At 41.1% G+C, this 15375-nt stretch carries 14 protein-coding genes; 9 read left to right on the top strand and 5 right to left on the bottom strand.

The annotated features are described in order from the left end of the window. Positions 1 to 7 precede the first annotated feature (7 nt). Entirely contained in the window at positions 8 to 1516 is a 1509-nt protein-coding gene (locus H9X96_RS19115) for a sodium:solute symporter (RefSeq protein WP_187667818.1), read from the bottom strand. Positions 1517 to 1594: 78 nt separating this feature from the next. Here H9X96_RS19115 and recR point away from each other — a divergent pair, with 78 nt between their 5' ends. Genes recR through H9X96_RS19100 form a run of 3 tightly spaced genes read left to right on the top strand, consistent with a single transcriptional unit; the run spans position 1595 to position 3879 of the window. Next, positions 1595 to 2212, top strand: coding sequence for a recombination mediator RecR (gene recR / locus H9X96_RS19110; protein WP_187667817.1), 618 nt, complete (start codon positions 1595 to 1597; stop codon positions 2210 to 2212). Between the two features lie 5 nt (positions 2213 to 2217). Next, the gene (locus H9X96_RS19105; protein ID WP_187667816.1) at positions 2218 to 3033 is read left to right on the top strand and encodes an SDR family oxidoreductase; all 816 of its coding nucleotides are present in this window, start codon (positions 2218 to 2220) and stop codon (positions 3031 to 3033) included. Between the two features lie 3 nt (positions 3034 to 3036). Beyond that, on the top strand, positions 3037 to 3879 hold the full coding sequence (locus tag H9X96_RS19100) for an alpha/beta hydrolase (RefSeq protein ID WP_187667815.1): 843 nt from the start codon (positions 3037 to 3039) through the stop codon (positions 3877 to 3879). A gap of 14 nt (positions 3880 to 3893) precedes the next feature. Here the strand turns inward: H9X96_RS19100 and H9X96_RS19095 are convergent, their stop codons facing one another. Continuing rightward, positions 3894 to 4859: an ion channel gene (locus H9X96_RS19095; protein WP_187667814.1), complete on the bottom strand. Its 966-nt coding sequence runs from the start codon at positions 4857 to 4859 to the stop codon at positions 3894 to 3896. 199 nt (positions 4860 to 5058) lie between these two features. Between H9X96_RS19095 and trpD the strand changes: the two genes are divergently transcribed. The 4 genes from trpD (at position 5059) to trpA (ending at position 8766) form a co-directional block, all read left to right on the top strand. Then, complete coding sequence (gene trpD / locus H9X96_RS19090; protein WP_187667813.1) at positions 5059 to 6045, top strand: anthranilate phosphoribosyltransferase; 987 nt, start codon at positions 5059 to 5061, stop codon at positions 6043 to 6045. Next, positions 6045 to 6695 (top strand): phosphoribosylanthranilate isomerase, encoded by a 651-nt coding sequence (locus tag H9X96_RS19085; RefSeq protein ID WP_187667812.1) that lies wholly within the window; start codon positions 6045 to 6047, stop codon positions 6693 to 6695. Before trpD ends, H9X96_RS19085 begins: the two co-directional genes overlap by 1 nt. 113 nt (positions 6696 to 6808) lie before the next feature. Further along, positions 6809 to 7990 carry a tryptophan synthase subunit beta gene (trpB, locus tag H9X96_RS19080; RefSeq protein ID WP_187667811.1) on the top strand — a complete coding sequence of 394 codons (1182 nt, stop codon included), beginning with the start codon at positions 6809 to 6811 and terminating at the stop codon, positions 7988 to 7990. Positions 7991 to 7998: 8 nt separating this feature from the next. After that, positions 7999 to 8766 carry a tryptophan synthase subunit alpha gene (gene trpA, locus H9X96_RS19075; RefSeq protein WP_187667810.1) on the top strand — a complete coding sequence of 256 codons (768 nt, stop codon included), beginning with the start codon at positions 7999 to 8001 and terminating at the stop codon, positions 8764 to 8766. Here the strand turns inward: trpA and nhaA are convergent. Both nhaA and H9X96_RS19065 read right to left on the bottom strand, forming a co-directional pair. Beyond that, on the bottom strand, positions 8756 to 9937 hold the full coding sequence (nhaA, locus tag H9X96_RS19070) for a Na+/H+ antiporter NhaA (protein WP_187667809.1): 1182 nt from the start codon (positions 9935 to 9937) through the stop codon (positions 8756 to 8758). The two genes, trpA and nhaA, sit on opposite strands and share 11 nt — an antisense overlap. A 39-nt stretch (positions 9938 to 9976) precedes the next feature. Next, complete coding sequence (locus H9X96_RS19065) at positions 9977 to 10597, bottom strand: L-threonylcarbamoyladenylate synthase (protein WP_187667808.1); 621 nt, start codon at positions 10595 to 10597, stop codon at positions 9977 to 9979. Positions 10598 to 10674: 77 nt separating this feature from the next. Between H9X96_RS19065 and H9X96_RS19060 the strand changes: the two genes are divergently transcribed. Then, entirely contained in the window at positions 10675 to 12339 is a 1665-nt protein-coding gene (locus H9X96_RS19060) for an FMN-binding glutamate synthase family protein (RefSeq protein ID WP_187667807.1), read from the top strand. Between the two features lie 80 nt (positions 12340 to 12419). Here the strand turns inward: H9X96_RS19060 and asnS are convergent, their stop codons facing one another. Continuing rightward, positions 12420 to 13868 carry an asparagine--tRNA ligase gene (gene asnS, locus H9X96_RS19055; RefSeq protein ID WP_222943934.1) on the bottom strand — a complete coding sequence of 483 codons (1449 nt, stop codon included), beginning with the start codon at positions 13866 to 13868 and terminating at the stop codon, positions 12420 to 12422. Between the two features lie 100 nt (positions 13869 to 13968). Here asnS and H9X96_RS23145 point away from each other — a divergent pair, with 100 nt between their 5' ends. Continuing rightward, entirely contained in the window at positions 13969 to 15303 is a 1335-nt protein-coding gene (locus H9X96_RS23145; protein ID WP_187667806.1) for a HAMP domain-containing sensor histidine kinase, read from the top strand. Positions 15304 to 15375: the final 72 nt, after the last annotated feature.

The following is a 15375-nucleotide window of genomic DNA, read 5'->3' as shown; positions in this document are numbered from 1 at the left end:
TTAGTTCTTAAAATCTGGTTTGTAATGCTGTTTTTTTACTGATCAGCAACAGTCCGATAAAGGTGATCAATCCGTTCACCAGAATCAGTTCCACGCTAAACGTATATCCACCAAGTAAAGTGGCAGAGTTCGCGTTGAGCAAGTAACATATCAATGGTGATAGGATACATACTAAAGGTACTAATTTATCATGAAGTCCTCTTTTCTTCATGAAAAGACCAAAACTATACAGACCAAGTAATGGACCATAGGTATAGGAGGCCACTTTAAATATCCCTTTAACGACCGACTCATCATTTAAAGTATTGAAAACAATGATGACCATAAACATCAGCAGCGAAAACGCAATGTGTACCAGGTGTCTTTTTTTTACAGCTCCGTCTGCATTCGCATTATCACCTTTGTCCATGTGCAGGAAATCCACGCAGAACGAGGTGGTTAATGCAGTTAACGCCGAGTCGGTAGTGGCAAATGTTGCCGCAGTTAAACCCAGCATGAACACGATCGCCGGTACTACACTTAAATGATTCAGTGCAATTTCCGGGAAAAGAAAATCCGTTCTTGGTTTTCCGGTGATGTGATCCAAAGGAATTTCGATGCCGTTTTTAGCAGCATAGATATATAACAAAGCGCCTACGCTCAGGAAAAAGATGTTTAGGATGACAAAGATTCCTGTAAACGTAAACATGTTTTTTTGTGCCTCGCCAATGGTTTTCATACTCAGGTTTTTTTGCATCAAATCCTGATCCAAACCCGTCATAGCTATGGTAACAAATACCCCTCCAATGAACTGTTTACTGAAATGGAAGCCATTTGTCATGAAGTCCTCGTAAAAGAAAATCTTAGAATAGCCGCTTGTTTTAATCGCTTCGAAGGCCTGAGGGATATTCATATCCAGGCTGCTGCAGATGAAATACAGCGTCAGGAAAACTGACAATACCAGGAAGAATGTTTGCAGCGTATCGGTGATGATGATCGTTTTTAATCCACCTTTGAAGGTGTAAGACCAGATTAAGGCTAAAGAAATCAGTACGGTTACCCAAAATGGTACTCCATAGCTGTCAAAGATAAAGCGTTGTAAAACGATCACCACCAGGTATAAACGGAAAGCTGAACCTATCGTTCTGCTGATCAAAAAGATCGATGCCGCCGTCTTATAGCTATAAAAGCCCAGCCTTTGTTCGATGTAACTATAAATCGAAGTGAGTTTCATTCGATAATATAAGGGCAGTAATACGGTAGCGATGATGATAAAACCGACCGCATTTCCCAATACAAATTGAAAATATTGAAATTGGTTACCGGAAGGGGCACCTACTTCTCCTGGAACGGAAATGAAAGTGACACCGGATAAAGCAGTACCAATCATCCCAAAAGCAACCAGGTACCATTTTGAATTTCTATTTGCAATAAAAAAGGTAGCATTGTCTGATGATTTTTTGGAAGTAGCGAAGGCGATAACGATCAATAGCAGGAAATAACCAATCAAAAAAGACAAAAGTATAGCTGGGCTCATAGTATGTTTTTAGCAGCTAAATGTAAGAAAATCATATTTTAAAAATCAAATAACGGAAGATAAATATAAATTTGTAAAATGAACTTTTCATCCAAGCTTCTTGAAGACGCTGTCAACGAATTTTCTAAGTTACCGGGAGTCGGACAAAAGACGGCATTACGCTTGGTATTGCACTTGTTAAATAAGGAACAGGAAGAGGTTTCTAACTTCGGAAATTCCATCATTAAATTGAGGCAAGAGATCAAGCATTGTGCGGTTTGCCATAACATTTCGGATCATATACACTGTGAAATCTGTACCGCTAACAAGCGTGATAAAGAAATTATTTGTGTGGTTGAAGATACCAGAGACGTGATGGCGGTAGAAAATACCTCACAGTATTTCGGCGTTTATCATGTATTGGGAGGTCTAATCTCGCCAATGGATGGCATCGGTCCGGCTGACCTTTTTATAGATTCTCTGGTGCAGCGTGTGGCGACCAGTCCGGTTAAAGAAGTGATTTTAGCATTGAGCGCCACCATGGAAGGAGATACTACTCTTTTTTACCTTTATAAACGTCTTAAAGATTTTCAAATTCCGATTACCGCTATTGCTCGAGGAATCGCTTTTGGCGGCGAATTGGAATATGCAGACGAAATCACCCTGGGCCGCTCTATCATTACAAGGGTGCCTTATGAAAACTCACTCATCAAATAATCAGCATGGATTTTAAGAATAAAGTAGTCATCATTACCGGTGCATCTTCCGGTATAGGAAAGGCTTGTGCCGAAGAATTTGCCAAACGTGGTGCAAATCTTGTACTTGCTGCCCGTCAATATGTAACCCTTTGCGAAGTTACAGCCGATTTGGAAAGCAGATATGGTATTCGCGCGGTTGCTGTACAAACAGATGTGAGTAAAGAGCAGGATTGTGAGGAATTGAGTAAACAAGCTGTACTCAGTTTCGGTAAGGTGGATATGCTGATCAATAATGCCGGGTTGTCGATGCGTGCGCTATTCAATGACCTTGACCTTTCTGTCTTGAAAAACCTGATGGATGTGAACTTTTGGGGTACCGTATATTGTACAAAATATGCTTTACCAGAGATTTTGAAAACCAAAGGCAGTATTATTGGCGTATCTTCTATTGCAGGTTACCGCGGACTACCGGGACGTACCGGATATTCGGCTTCGAAATTTGCAATGAATGGATTTATGGAGTCTTTAAGAACAGAATTGTTAAAAACAGGAGTACACGTGATGGTGGCTTGCCCTGGTTTTACGGCTTCAAATATTCGTGTTACCGCATTGGCAAAAGACGGCACTGCGCATGGAGAAACTAGTATGGAAGAAGGTAAAATGGTAACGGCTGATGTAGTGGCAACTAGTATTGTGGATGGCATCGCAGCAAGAAAACGTACATTAATCATGACTGGGCAAGGCAAATTAACCGTCTGGCTCAATAAACTGCTGCCTGCATTGACAGATAAATTGGTGTTCAACCACTTTACTAAAGAGAAAAACGCATTGATAAAATAACCTATGAAAACCTGGATATTACTGATGCTATTCGCTTTCTTCGGACAAATATTCACTTCGGGTGCCCAGGTTAGGGTAGCGAAGGCTATTGATTATGCCCAGGAAAAAGGGAAGGTCAGTAACCAGCTGAACATCTATTATCCGGCAGATACGGTTGCTAAAAAAGGAGTGGTTATTTTCATTCACGGAGGATCTTGGAGTAGTGGTAAAAAGGAAACTTACTGGTGGCTAGGGAGAAATCTGGCGCGTAAGGGGCTGGTTGCAGTCCTCATTAATTATGGATTGGCCCCTGATCAGGAATATCCGCAAATGGCGGCTGATTGCGCTGCTGCGGTAAACTGGGTAGCTCAAAATATCGCCTGTTATGGTGGAAATCCGGAAAGATTATTCCTGATGGGACATTCTGCGGGTGGGCATCTTGCAGAACTGATCAATGCAGACCCTAAATATTTCAAAGCTGCAGGATATCAAGGGAAAATTAAAGGGATGATCTTAAATGATGCTTTTGGCCTGGATATGAATGAATATCTGAGCATGGCGGATCATGATGATAATTATTACAACTTTCTGCGCACATTTACAGACAATCCGAAAATCTGGACCAAAGCATCTCCATTAAATTATGTGCAGAAAATCAAGAACCCTCATCTGATTTTCTACGGAGAAAAAACATACCCGGCCATACAAATACAATCAGAACGCATTCAAAAGCAGTTAACTGCAGAGCAGGTACCAAGTTCAATCTATGTGATCAATGGTAAAAAACACGTGGGAATGATCAGTCAGATGATCTTTGGAGGTAATCTGCTATATCAAAAAATCCTTGATTTTGTAGCAAAGGATTAAATTGCAGCAAAGAATTAAGCGTCTTTAACAGCATCTCCCGAGCCAGATGATTCCGTTGCTCCGATCCTGGAAAGGTCAATATTAGTCCTGCCTGTACTATCTTTGGAGAAAATATTTGAAAACTTAGCATCCTGTAAAATATCTTCATCGCGGTAAGAAGTTCTGGTATGTACGGTTTGCGAAAAAGTATCATCAAAAGCTTTCAATAAAACCAGGATTTCTACTTCTGCATCAGCAAGATCCTGTGCTGTTTTCTGGAAAATCGGACTATGCTCATCAATGGGATGAACTACCGTCCAGCTTAAAGTAAGCAAACCAATTTTTGATCTTTCTAATTCCAGTGGATAAAACCTACGCGAGACCTTCCCGTTGACCGTTTCATTATACGAAAATACCACCTGAACTTCAATTTCTATCAGCTGGTTGTTTCGTAAATTGGCCAGTCTGAACATGAGTCCTTTGCCTTCCTTATAAGGCGCAATTACCATTTTCTCACTATAAATCACCTTGGCATTAGGTCTGGAAAAACGGCCGTACAACAGTCCTGTGGCGAGTGCAAAGGCCAGTAATCCCAGCATCGACTCAAAAGCGGCCACACAGCTGGTCATGAAACCATCCGGACTAATGTGTCCATATCCTACGGTAGAAATCGTTTGAGCGGAAAAGAAGAAAGCATCAAAAAAATGATCTCTTGGCGTAATCCCAGTAGCCCCCTGCAAATGTTCGATGCCAATCCCCACATAGATCAGGGCGAAAAGCATGTTTACCAAAAGATAAACGACTAGAATGATCAGCAGAAACTTTTTCCAGGACATGGAAATCAGCCAGTTATAAGTATCGGCAGTTCGGAACAGCGGAAGGCCAATTCTTTTGATATTAGAACTGCCGTCAGCATTCATTAACCTTTGATTCGCGGTAACCGGTTGGTTACCAAATCCTAAATCGTCATCGATTTGTGTTTTCCGTTTAAATAATGCCATAATTCCTTACTAATTTTAATAAAAATTTTGCAATTATTAAAAACTATTACATCTTTGCTTTAGATGATACAAACAAACGTACTTAATCTTTGGTGGTGGCACAACGCATTAGCGTAGTGTAACCCCCTATCTGAACGTTTTATTTACATAAAAATATTTTGAGGGTTGCTATTAAGGCAGCCTTTTTTGTTTTATACCCATGAAGAAAATACTAAACCACTTATTTGAAAACAAGACCTTCAGCAGAGCTGAAGCGCAAAGAATACTGACCGCTATTGCTTTAGGGGAGTTTAATAGTTCACAGATTGCAGCGTTTATTACGGCTTATGGCATGCGTAACATTACGGTGGAAGAGCTGCAGGGATTCAGAGATGCGATGTTGGAATTATGTGTGCAGCTTGATTTCTCTGACTATGAACTGGTTGATCTTTGCGGGACTGGTGGTGACGGTAAAGATACCTTTAACATCTCTACACTTGCTTCTTTCGTAGTTGCTGGTGCTGGTCATAAAGTGGCAAAACATGGTAATTATGGCGTGTCCTCTGGTTGCGGTTCTTCTAACGTGATTGAATATTTGGGCTATAAATTCACAAGCGATCCTGATACATTAAAGAGAAATCTGGATACTTCAGGAATCTGCTTTATTCATGCGCCATTGTTCAACCCGGCAATGAAAACCGTAGCTCCAATTCGTAAAGAACTTGGCGTAAAAACATTCTTCAACATGCTTGGCCCGATGTGTAATCCGGCGCAGCCGAAAAATCAATTGGTAGGCGTCTTTAGTCTGGAGTTAGCCCGTTTGTATGCTTACTTATATCAGGATACCGATAAGAATTATACCATCCTTCATGCAGTGAACGGTTTTGATGAAGTTTCTTTAACCTGCGACTATAAAATATTCAATAAAAAGGGAGAAGCCTTAGTAAAGGTGTCCGATATAGGCTTTGAAGAGATGGATGAGGCGCTGATTAAAGGAGGAGATACCGTAGCTTCTTCTGCGGAAATATTTATGAATGTGTTAAACGGAGCAGGAACAGATGCGCAGCATAATGTGGTCTTGTGTAATGCTGCCCTAGCCATACAAACCATCAGCGATACCAAATCTTTTGCCGATTGTTTCTATGAAGCCGAAGAATCTTTGTTCAGTAAAAACGCGTTGAAACGCTTTAAAAGTCTGGTTGGGTAATGAATACTCCAAAACTGAAAATATGTGGGATGCTGCATCCTGAAAACATTAGGGAGGTCGCAGCTTTGCAGCCAGATTACTTGGGGTTCATCTTTTTTAAAGGCTCAAAAAGATATGCGGGTGAGGTGCTGCCGGAAGTATTGGCAAATTTGCCTGAAAACATCATGAAAACCGGTGTTTTTGTGAATGAAACACTGGAAACAGTGCTCAGCCTGGTTGATAAATACCAGTTAAATGCGCTGCAGTTACATGGTGCAGAAAGCCCTGAATATTGCAGGGAATTGAAAGTTAGTTTAGGCTCCATGACAGCATTAAATACAGTTGAGTTGATCAAAGCTTTTGGTGTGGACGAAGCCTTTGATTTTAGTCTGTTGAACTCATATACAGCGACTGTAGATTACTTCTTATTTGATACACAGACCCCTCATCACGGCGGCTCAGGTAAACAATTTGATTGGCAGCTCCTCACAAAATATACCTTGGATCTACCTTACTTTTTAAGCGGCGGAATAGCTGCAGAAAGCGCAGAAATGCTGAATAGTATTGTAGACCACAGATTGTTTTCGATTGATGTAAACAGCAAGTTTGAAATAGAGCCAGGCTTAAAAGATCTGGAAAAATTGAAAGTATTTAAAAGCAAATTATTATAAACTGCTGTCCTAATTCATACACTAAATAAAGGCCAGTTAATCCATACATATGATCCCGGAAGATACCTTTAATAAAAAAGGGCAGGATCAATAAAAGAAATAAGAACAAGATTATGAACTATTTTGTAAACGAAAAGGGATACTTTGGAGATTTTGGAGGAGCGTACATCCCTGAAATGCTGTATCCTAATGTAGAGGAGCTAAGAACCAGATACCTGGAAATTATCGCTGATGAAGGCTTTCAAAAAGAGTTTCATCAACTGTTAAAAGACTATGTAGGCAGGCCTTCGCCATTATACCTGGCGAAACGCTTATCTGAAAAGTATGGCACTAACATATTTTTGAAAAGAGAAGATCTGAACCATACCGGAGCACATAAAATCAACAATACCATTGGTCAGATTTTGATGGCAGAGCGTTTAGGAAAAAAACGCATCATTGCAGAAACCGGCGCAGGACAGCATGGTGTAGCTACCGCTACTGTATGTGCATTACGCGGGCTGGAATGTGTGGTGTATATGGGCGAAATTGACATTCAGCGACAGGCACCAAACGTGGCCAGAATGAAAATGCTGGGCGCAACAGTGGTTCCTGCTACTTCTGGTAGTAAAACATTGAAAGATGCCACTAATGAGGCCATGCGCGACTGGATCAATAACCCAATTGATACTCATTATATCATCGGATCTGTAGTTGGGCCGCATCCTTACCCGGATATGGTGGCTACTTTTCAGTCGATCATTTCGGAAGAAACAAAAAAACAATTACTAGAGCAGACTGGCAGTGATCAACCTGATTATGTATTGGCTTGTGTTGGCGGTGGAAGTAATGCTATGGGGATGTTTTATCATTTCATCAACGATGAAAACGTAAAATTGATCGCAATTGAAGCTGCCGGAAAAGGGGTAGACAGCGGACATTCTGCAGCAACCACGGCTTTAGGTAAAGAGGGGGTATTACATGGCAGCAGAAGCATCCTAATGCAAACAGAAGACGGACAGGTGATTGAACCTTATTCTGTATCTGCAGGTCTGGATTATCCTGGTGTGGGTCCTCAGCATGCGCATTTGTTCAAGACCCACAGAGGTCAGTACGTTTCCGTAACGGACGATGAAGCTTTACAGGCAGGTTTGCTGCTAACACAATTGGAAGGGATTATTCCTGCAATTGAAAGTGCACACGCCCTAGCGTATTTAGAGAAAATGGAGTTTACAGGTAAAGAAAATGTAGTGATTTGTTTGTCCGGAAGGGGAGATAAAGACATGGATACCTATATGAAGTATTTTGGTTTATAAGAACAGCAATGAATAGAATTAATAAGTTATTTCAAGAGAAAAAAAATATAATATCCATCTATTATACAGCGGGTTACCCGAACTTAGGGGATACAGTAGCTATTGCTGAAGAGCTGGAAAGATCTGGTGCAGACCTGTTGGAAATTGGTTTTCCGTATTCTGATCCTGTTGCGGACGGACCGGTGATTCAGGCCAGCAGTAAAGCGGCTTTAGATGCAGGAATGACCCTTGAATTATTATTTGAACAATTGAAAGACCTGCGCAAAACGGTGAGCATCCCTGTTTTACTGATGGGATATGTAAACCCACTATTACAGTATGGTGTCGCTAACTTTTGCAAATCATGTGCGGAAGTTGGGGTTGACGGCTGTATTGTTCCTGATCTTCCAATGGCAGAATACGAGGAACTATATGCAGCAGATTTTAAAGCGTACGACTTAACCAATATCTTCCTGGTTACACCTCAAACTGCTCCGGAAAGAATCCAAAAGATTGATGGTTTAAGTAATGGTTTTATCTATCTGCTGTCGTCATCTGCCACCACTGGACAAAATTTAAGCGTGTCTGAAGGTACAGAAGCTTATTTCTCCAGAATTGCAGATTTAAAGCTTAAGAACCCAACGATGATTGGTTTCGGGATCAGCAGCAAAGAAACCTTTGATAAAGCTTGTCAGTATGCTAACGGAGCCATCATCGGGACTGCCTTTGTGAAAAGTCTGAAAGCCGATGATGTATCCGGTAGTGTGAAAGAATTTATGAAAACTTTTAAGCCTTAATGGCTTTCTTTTTGTTGATTGATTTCAGGTAGATAAAACCTGTTAATCCAGCAATTATTGAGGCGCAGAGGATGGCAAATTTAGCCTCCGTAACCTGCATCTCGTCGCTGAAAGACAATAGGGAGATAAAGATGGACATGGTAAAACCTATCCCGGCAAGCATCCCCAATCCGATGATGTGCTTCCAACCGGATCTGGAAGGTAAAGTCCCTAGTTTGAGCTTTACCGCCAGCCATGAAAATAAGGTCACCCCTATTGTTTTTCCGGCAAATAAGCCCAGGATAATTCCCATCCCAAGCGGGGATACCAATCCACCAAGCATCTCTTTCTGAAAAGTAATGTTCGTGTTTGCCAAAGCAAAGATGGGCATGATAAAGTAATTTACCGGTCCGTTCAACAGATGCTCCAGTTTTTCCAGCGGAGATTCAATGCTTGTGTTGTTGCAAGGAATCGTGAAAGCCAGTAATACCCCTGCAATAGTCGCATGGATACCCGAATGGTGAATGAAATACCAAAGGAAAATACCTGGAATCAGGTAAAAATATAATGCTTTTAAATTAAGGTAATTGAATAGGAATAAGACGGCTAATACGCCTGCCGCCATTAGTAAGTAATCAAAATGAACCTCACTGGTGTAAAAAACAGCGATCACTAGAATTGCACCAAGGTCGTCTACGATGGCCAGGGCTGCTAAAAATACTTTTAAAGAAGTAGGAACGCTTTTGCCCAGCATGGAAATAATGGCCAGTGCAAAGGCAATATCGGTAGCCATTGGAATACCCCATCCGCTTGCAGCAGGAGATCCGGCATTAAATGCAAAGTAAATCCCGGCAGGAACCAACATTCCACCGAATGCGGCAATAACGGGTAAAGAGGCTTTTTTCAAAGAGGATAATTCTCCTTCCAACAATTCTCTTTTGATCTCCAGACCTACCAACAGGAAAAAGATCGCCATTAGGGCATCGTTGATCCATGCAGATACGGTGTAAGAGATGTTGCTACTACCAAAGTTAATCCCTAATTCGGTCGTCAGCAGATTTGCAAATCCAGTACTCAATGAGGAGTTTGCGATAAATAAAGAAATCGCTACACAAATCAACAGGATAATTCCTCCAATTTGTCCAGAGCGGAAAAAATCCCTGAATGCTTGTAAATTTAATAGTTTGGCCATGTGCTAAAGATAAGATTCGAGCTGGAGTTAGGCAACATTTTAAAGGTAACTTTCCAGATCGCCTTTACCTTCACGGATAATTTCAAATGCTCCGGAAGTACAATCTACTACTGTAGAAGGTTCATTGTCACCGTAACCACCATCAATTACCAGGTCTACACTGTCTTCATATTTTTCGTGGATTAATTCCGGGTCTGTAGAATATTCAATCACCTCATCATCGTCCCTAATAGAGGTCGATAGAATCGGATTTCCTAGCAGTTTCACAATTTCTCTGGCAATGTCATTATCTGGTACCCTGATCCCTACTGTTTTCTTTTTGGAGCTCAGCAGTTTGGGGACGTTGTTACTCGCATTAAAAATGAAAGTAAAAGGCCCGGGAAGGGCTTTCTTCAAGACCCTGAAAGTAGCGGTATCTATTGGTTTGACATAATCAGAGATGTGTCTCAAATCAGAGCAGATGAAGGAAAAATTGGCCTTTTCAGGCTTGATGCCGCGCAGGCGGCAAATTTTCTCTACTGCTTTTTGGTTGGTAATGTCGCAGCCTAATCCATAAATGGTGTCAGTAGGATAAATGATGATGCCTCCTTTTTTCAAGACTTCAACAACTTCTTCAATTGCCTTAGGATTTGGATTTTCAGGATAGATTTTTATGAGCATGTGTAAATTTACACAATCTTTATACCGATTTTGGTTTATTGTTGTTGTAATGGTTTGTTTTCATTAAATTATCCTTTATGAGAAAAGCTTTTATCGCAATTGCTGCATTTTTGGTGAGTGCTACGCTAATGATCAGCTTCGCCTGGCCACCTTTTTATTGGGCATTTATTTTTATTGGCCCAATCATTTTGCTTGGAATCTATGATTTGTATCAGCCCAAGCACAGTATAGTCAGAAATTATCCGGTATTGGGTAGGTTAAGGTATCTGGCGGAAGATCTCCGGCCGAAAGTATACCAGTATTTTGTGGAAAGTGATACCAATGGAAAACCTTTCAGCAGGTTAAGCAGGTCACTCATCTATCAGCGTGCAAAGCGGGAGAATGACACCATTCCATTTGGAACGCAGCTTGATGTTTATGAAAATGGCTACGAATGGCTGAGCCATAGTATAGCGGCCATCAGTCATACAGAATTAGATGAAGATCCAAGAGTGCTGGTTGGCGGCCCTGAATGTAAGCAGCCCTACTCGGCAAGTATCTATAACATATCAGCGATGAGTTTTGGATCCTTGAGTCAGAATGCAATCCTGGCTTTAAATGGAGGAGCTAAACTAGGAAATTTCGCTCATAATACCGGAGAAGGTGGTATCAGTGATTACCATGCCAATCCTGGGGGAGATTTGATCTGGCAGATTGGTACCGGTTATTTCGGCTGCCGTCACCACGATGGTAGTTTCAATTATGAAGCTTTCGGAGAAAAAGCCAAGACGGCACAAGTCAAAATGATCGAAATAAAACTTTCTCAGGGAGCTAAACCTGGTCATGGCGGGATATTGCCAGCAAAGAAAGTGACTCCTGAAATTGCGAGGATCCGTTTGGTAAAAGAGGGTTTCGACGTGATCTCTCCACCTGCACACTCGGCTTTTAAAACACCTTTAGAATTGGTCGCTTTTGTTCAAAAGTTAAGGGAATTGTCGGATGGGAAGCCTATTGGGGTTAAACTCTGTATTGGCAGAAGATCAGAGTTTTTTGCCATTTGCAAGGCGATGTCTGAAACCGGGATATATGTAGATTTTATCACGGTGGATGGGGGAGAAGGGGGTACCGGCGCCGCGCCGCAGGAATTTTCAAATGCGGTAGGGATGCCATTAAGAGAAGGTGTTGCCTTTGTTTATGATGTACTGACCGGCTTTAACATAAAACAGTACATTAAGATTATTGCTTCAGGAAAAGTAGCTTCAGGTTTCGACCTGGTAAAGAATATCGCTCTTGGTGCAGATTTATGTAATTCTGCAAGGGGAATGATGTTTGCGTTAGGCTGTATTCAGGCTTTAGAGTGCAACAGCAATACCTGTCCAACAGGTGTAGCTACCCAAGACCCAAGTTTGATGAAAGGTTTAGTGGTAGAAGATAAAAAGGTGCGGGTGCATAACTTTCATAAGCTAACGGTGGGCAGTGCGGTAGAATTATTAGGCGCTGCGGGTTTACAGCATACTTATCAGCTCAGCCGGGCTTATATCAACAGAAGGATCGCTCCGAATGTAATGCAGTCGTATATGGAAACTTTCCCTTATATCCCAGAAGGGAGTTTATTGAAAACTCCTTATCCGCTGCGCTTTGAATTGGGAATGGCTTTAAGCAGCTCCAGTAGTTTTGCGCCTACCGATTATAAGGTTTCGATTGTGGATTACGCGCATGCGAACTCTTTCAATGATAATTTGCCAGCTGCAACGCAAAGTTAAGTACAGCGCTGCTGAGCATTAAAAATAAAAAGGGCAGGATTTTTTAAAAATCCTGCCCTTTTTAAGAAAATATATAAAGCTTAAAACTCTGCGTTTTTTGGGAAACGAGGGAAAGCAATTACGTCTCTGATATTGGTCATTCCGCTTACAAAAAGTACCAGCCTTTCGAAACCTAATCCAAAGCCGGAGTGTGGTGCCGATCCAAAGCGTCTGGTGTCTAAAAACCACCACATTTCTTCCTGAGAGATGTTTAGTTCATCCATTCTTTGAGTCAGCTTGTCTAAGCGTTCCTCTCTTTGAGAACCACCGATCATTTCACCGATACCAGGGAAAAGGATGTCCATCGCGGCCACAGTTCTTCTACCTTGAGCATCTGGCTCATTCTGGCGCATATAGAAAGATTTAATATCTGCAGGATAATCTGTTAAGATCACCGGTTTTTTGAAATGCTTCTCTACCAGGTAGCGCTCGTGCTCTGATTGTAAATCTGCTCCCCATTCGTCAATAAGATACTTGAACTGTTTCTTTTGATTAGGTTTAGAAGACCTTAAGATGGCAATCGCTTCCGTATAAGTTAAGCGTTGGAAATCATTGTCTAAACAGAAGTTCAGCTTGTCAATTAAGGAAAGTTCAGAACGCTCATTCTGAGGTTTAGTTTTTTCTTCTTCCAATAAACGGTTGTTTAAGAAATCGATCTCTTCTTTACAGTGGTCTAAAGCATATTTGATCACATACTTCATCATGTCCTCAGCCAATTGCATGTTGTCTTCTAGGTCTGCAAAAGCAACCTCTGGTTCAATCATCCAGAATTCAGCAAGGTGACGGGTAGTATTTGAGTTCTCCGCTCTGAAAGTAGGGCCGAAAGTATAAATCTGTCCAAAAGCCATAGCAGCGAGCTCGCCTTCTAATTGTCCGGAAACGGTTAGGTTGGTAGCCCGTGCAAAGAAATCCTGTGAATAATCAACTTTACCATCTTCAGTCTTTGGTGGATTCTCCAAGTCTAAATTGGTTACTTTAAACATTTCACCAGCACCTTCTGCATCAGAAGCCGTAATGATCGGGGTGTGCATATAAGTAAACCCTCTTTCATTGTAAAACTGATGAATGGCAAAAGCTAAAGCATGACGTAATTTAAATACTGCATTGAACGTATTGGTACGGAAACGTAAATGCGCGATTTCTCTTAAAAACTCCAGACTGTGTTTTTTAGGCTGCAATGGGAATTTCTCCGGATCACTATCGCCTAATATTTCAATTGTACTCGCTTTAACATCAACTCTCTGTCCTTTACCAACAGATTCTACGATTGTACCAGTTACTGCAATGGCAGCGCCGGTAGTAATGCGTTTCAATAAATCTTCAGGCGTATTATTAAAGTCAACAACAATCTGGATGTTTCCCATGCAGGAACCATCATTTATAGCAATAAACTGGTTGTTGCGAAAAGTACGCACCCAACCCATCACTGTTACTTCTCTGTCGAACTGCTCTGTCTCTAACAGGCTTTTTACTTTTTCTCTTTTGATCATGATTTTATTGTGGAGAGGTTCAAAAATAAGGATTTAATTGATTTTTTTTATGTTTCTTATTGTATTAAGTTTGCGAAGCGACATCTCAATCTTAATTAGCGTGCAATCGAATCATATTAAATCTTTTTGGCAAAAGGCCATAGGCGACATCGGGGAGTTTTCTTTAGAGGAGCGTATTTTTAATACCTTATGTATTTTTGCATTTTTTGCCATGCTAGTTGAAGCACCATATAATTATTTAATGGAGCTTAAAGAATTGGCTTGGTTATGCTTTGCCGGCATGGTGCTTATTGTTGGGCTGTATTACCTTTCCAAAATAAAAAGAAAGTCCAACCTGGCCATTACGCTTTTCTGTGTCATCAGCAATATTACCTTTGTCTATTGCTATTTTTATAATTCTGGAATTCTTGGACCAAATGTGCTGCTTTTTGCACTTTCTTTCTTTCTCATCATCACCATCATTCCAAGGTCGCAGCATAAATTTTGGGTACCCGTCAACATATTTATAGTACTGACAGTGCTGATCGTAGAATATTATCAGCCCCAATTGGCTCCTGATCTGTATTTCAGTCCTTTTGCAAGAGTGATCGATTTTGCAGTCACTTATGTCGTTTCCTCTGTTTTAATTTTTCTGTCTATCAGTTATATGCGAAAAAATTACGACTATGAGCGCTTGTCTGTAGAACAGCGCAATCGGGAAATCGAAGCGCAGAAAGATGAGATCTTACTGCAGAAAGCAGCACTGGAGTACTTGAATGGAGAAAAAGACCGCCTGTTGTCTATTGTAGCACATGATGTACGGATGCCTTTGAGTTCTATTCAGGGCTATCTGGAAATCCTGAATTCCATCGGGCTTGACGAATCGGAAAAGTTATTGATCGAAGGGCAGCTGCTGCAAATTACCAGAGATACTTCTGAAATGCTCATGAACCTGCTTTCCTGGTCGAAGACGCAGCTGCAAGGGGGGAATGTGCAGTTGAAGGCCTTAGATGTAAACGAAGCCCTTCAGGAATGGTTAAAAATAGAAAATACCATCGCTAACAAAAAGGGGATCCGTTTGCGGATACTGACCGCCGGACAACTTTATCTAATGGCTGATGATGACATGCTTCATCTAGTAGTTCGGAACCTGGTTTCTAACGCGATTAAATTTACCCCTGAGGGGGGAGAGGTGATCGTCTCCACCCGCTACCGAGGTACCAGTGGGATGATCATTATATCTGATAATGGAATCGGTATCACGCCTGAAAAACAGGAACACCTTTTCGTGCTCAATGCCTCCGCTACTTATGGCACCAATAATGAAAAAGGGATTGGCCTTGGCTTACTCTTATGTAAAGAGTTTACGGAAAAACAGCAAGGAAATATCTGGTTTGAAAGTGAAACACAAAAAGGCTCTGTTTTTTATGTTTCCTTCAAATTAGGAGGGATTTAGCTTCTTGTTTTTTGTGTTTTTTGAAAATAATTGTAAAATAATCCAATTTAACCCTGTTTTTGTATTTGGTTT

The organism is Pedobacter sp. N36a (assembly GCF_014472395.1).
Lineage (GTDB): Bacteria > Bacteroidota > Bacteroidia > Sphingobacteriales > Sphingobacteriaceae > Pedobacter.
The sequence above is the reverse complement of the archived record's forward strand: the minus strand, read 5'-3'. Positions and strand labels throughout refer to the sequence as shown.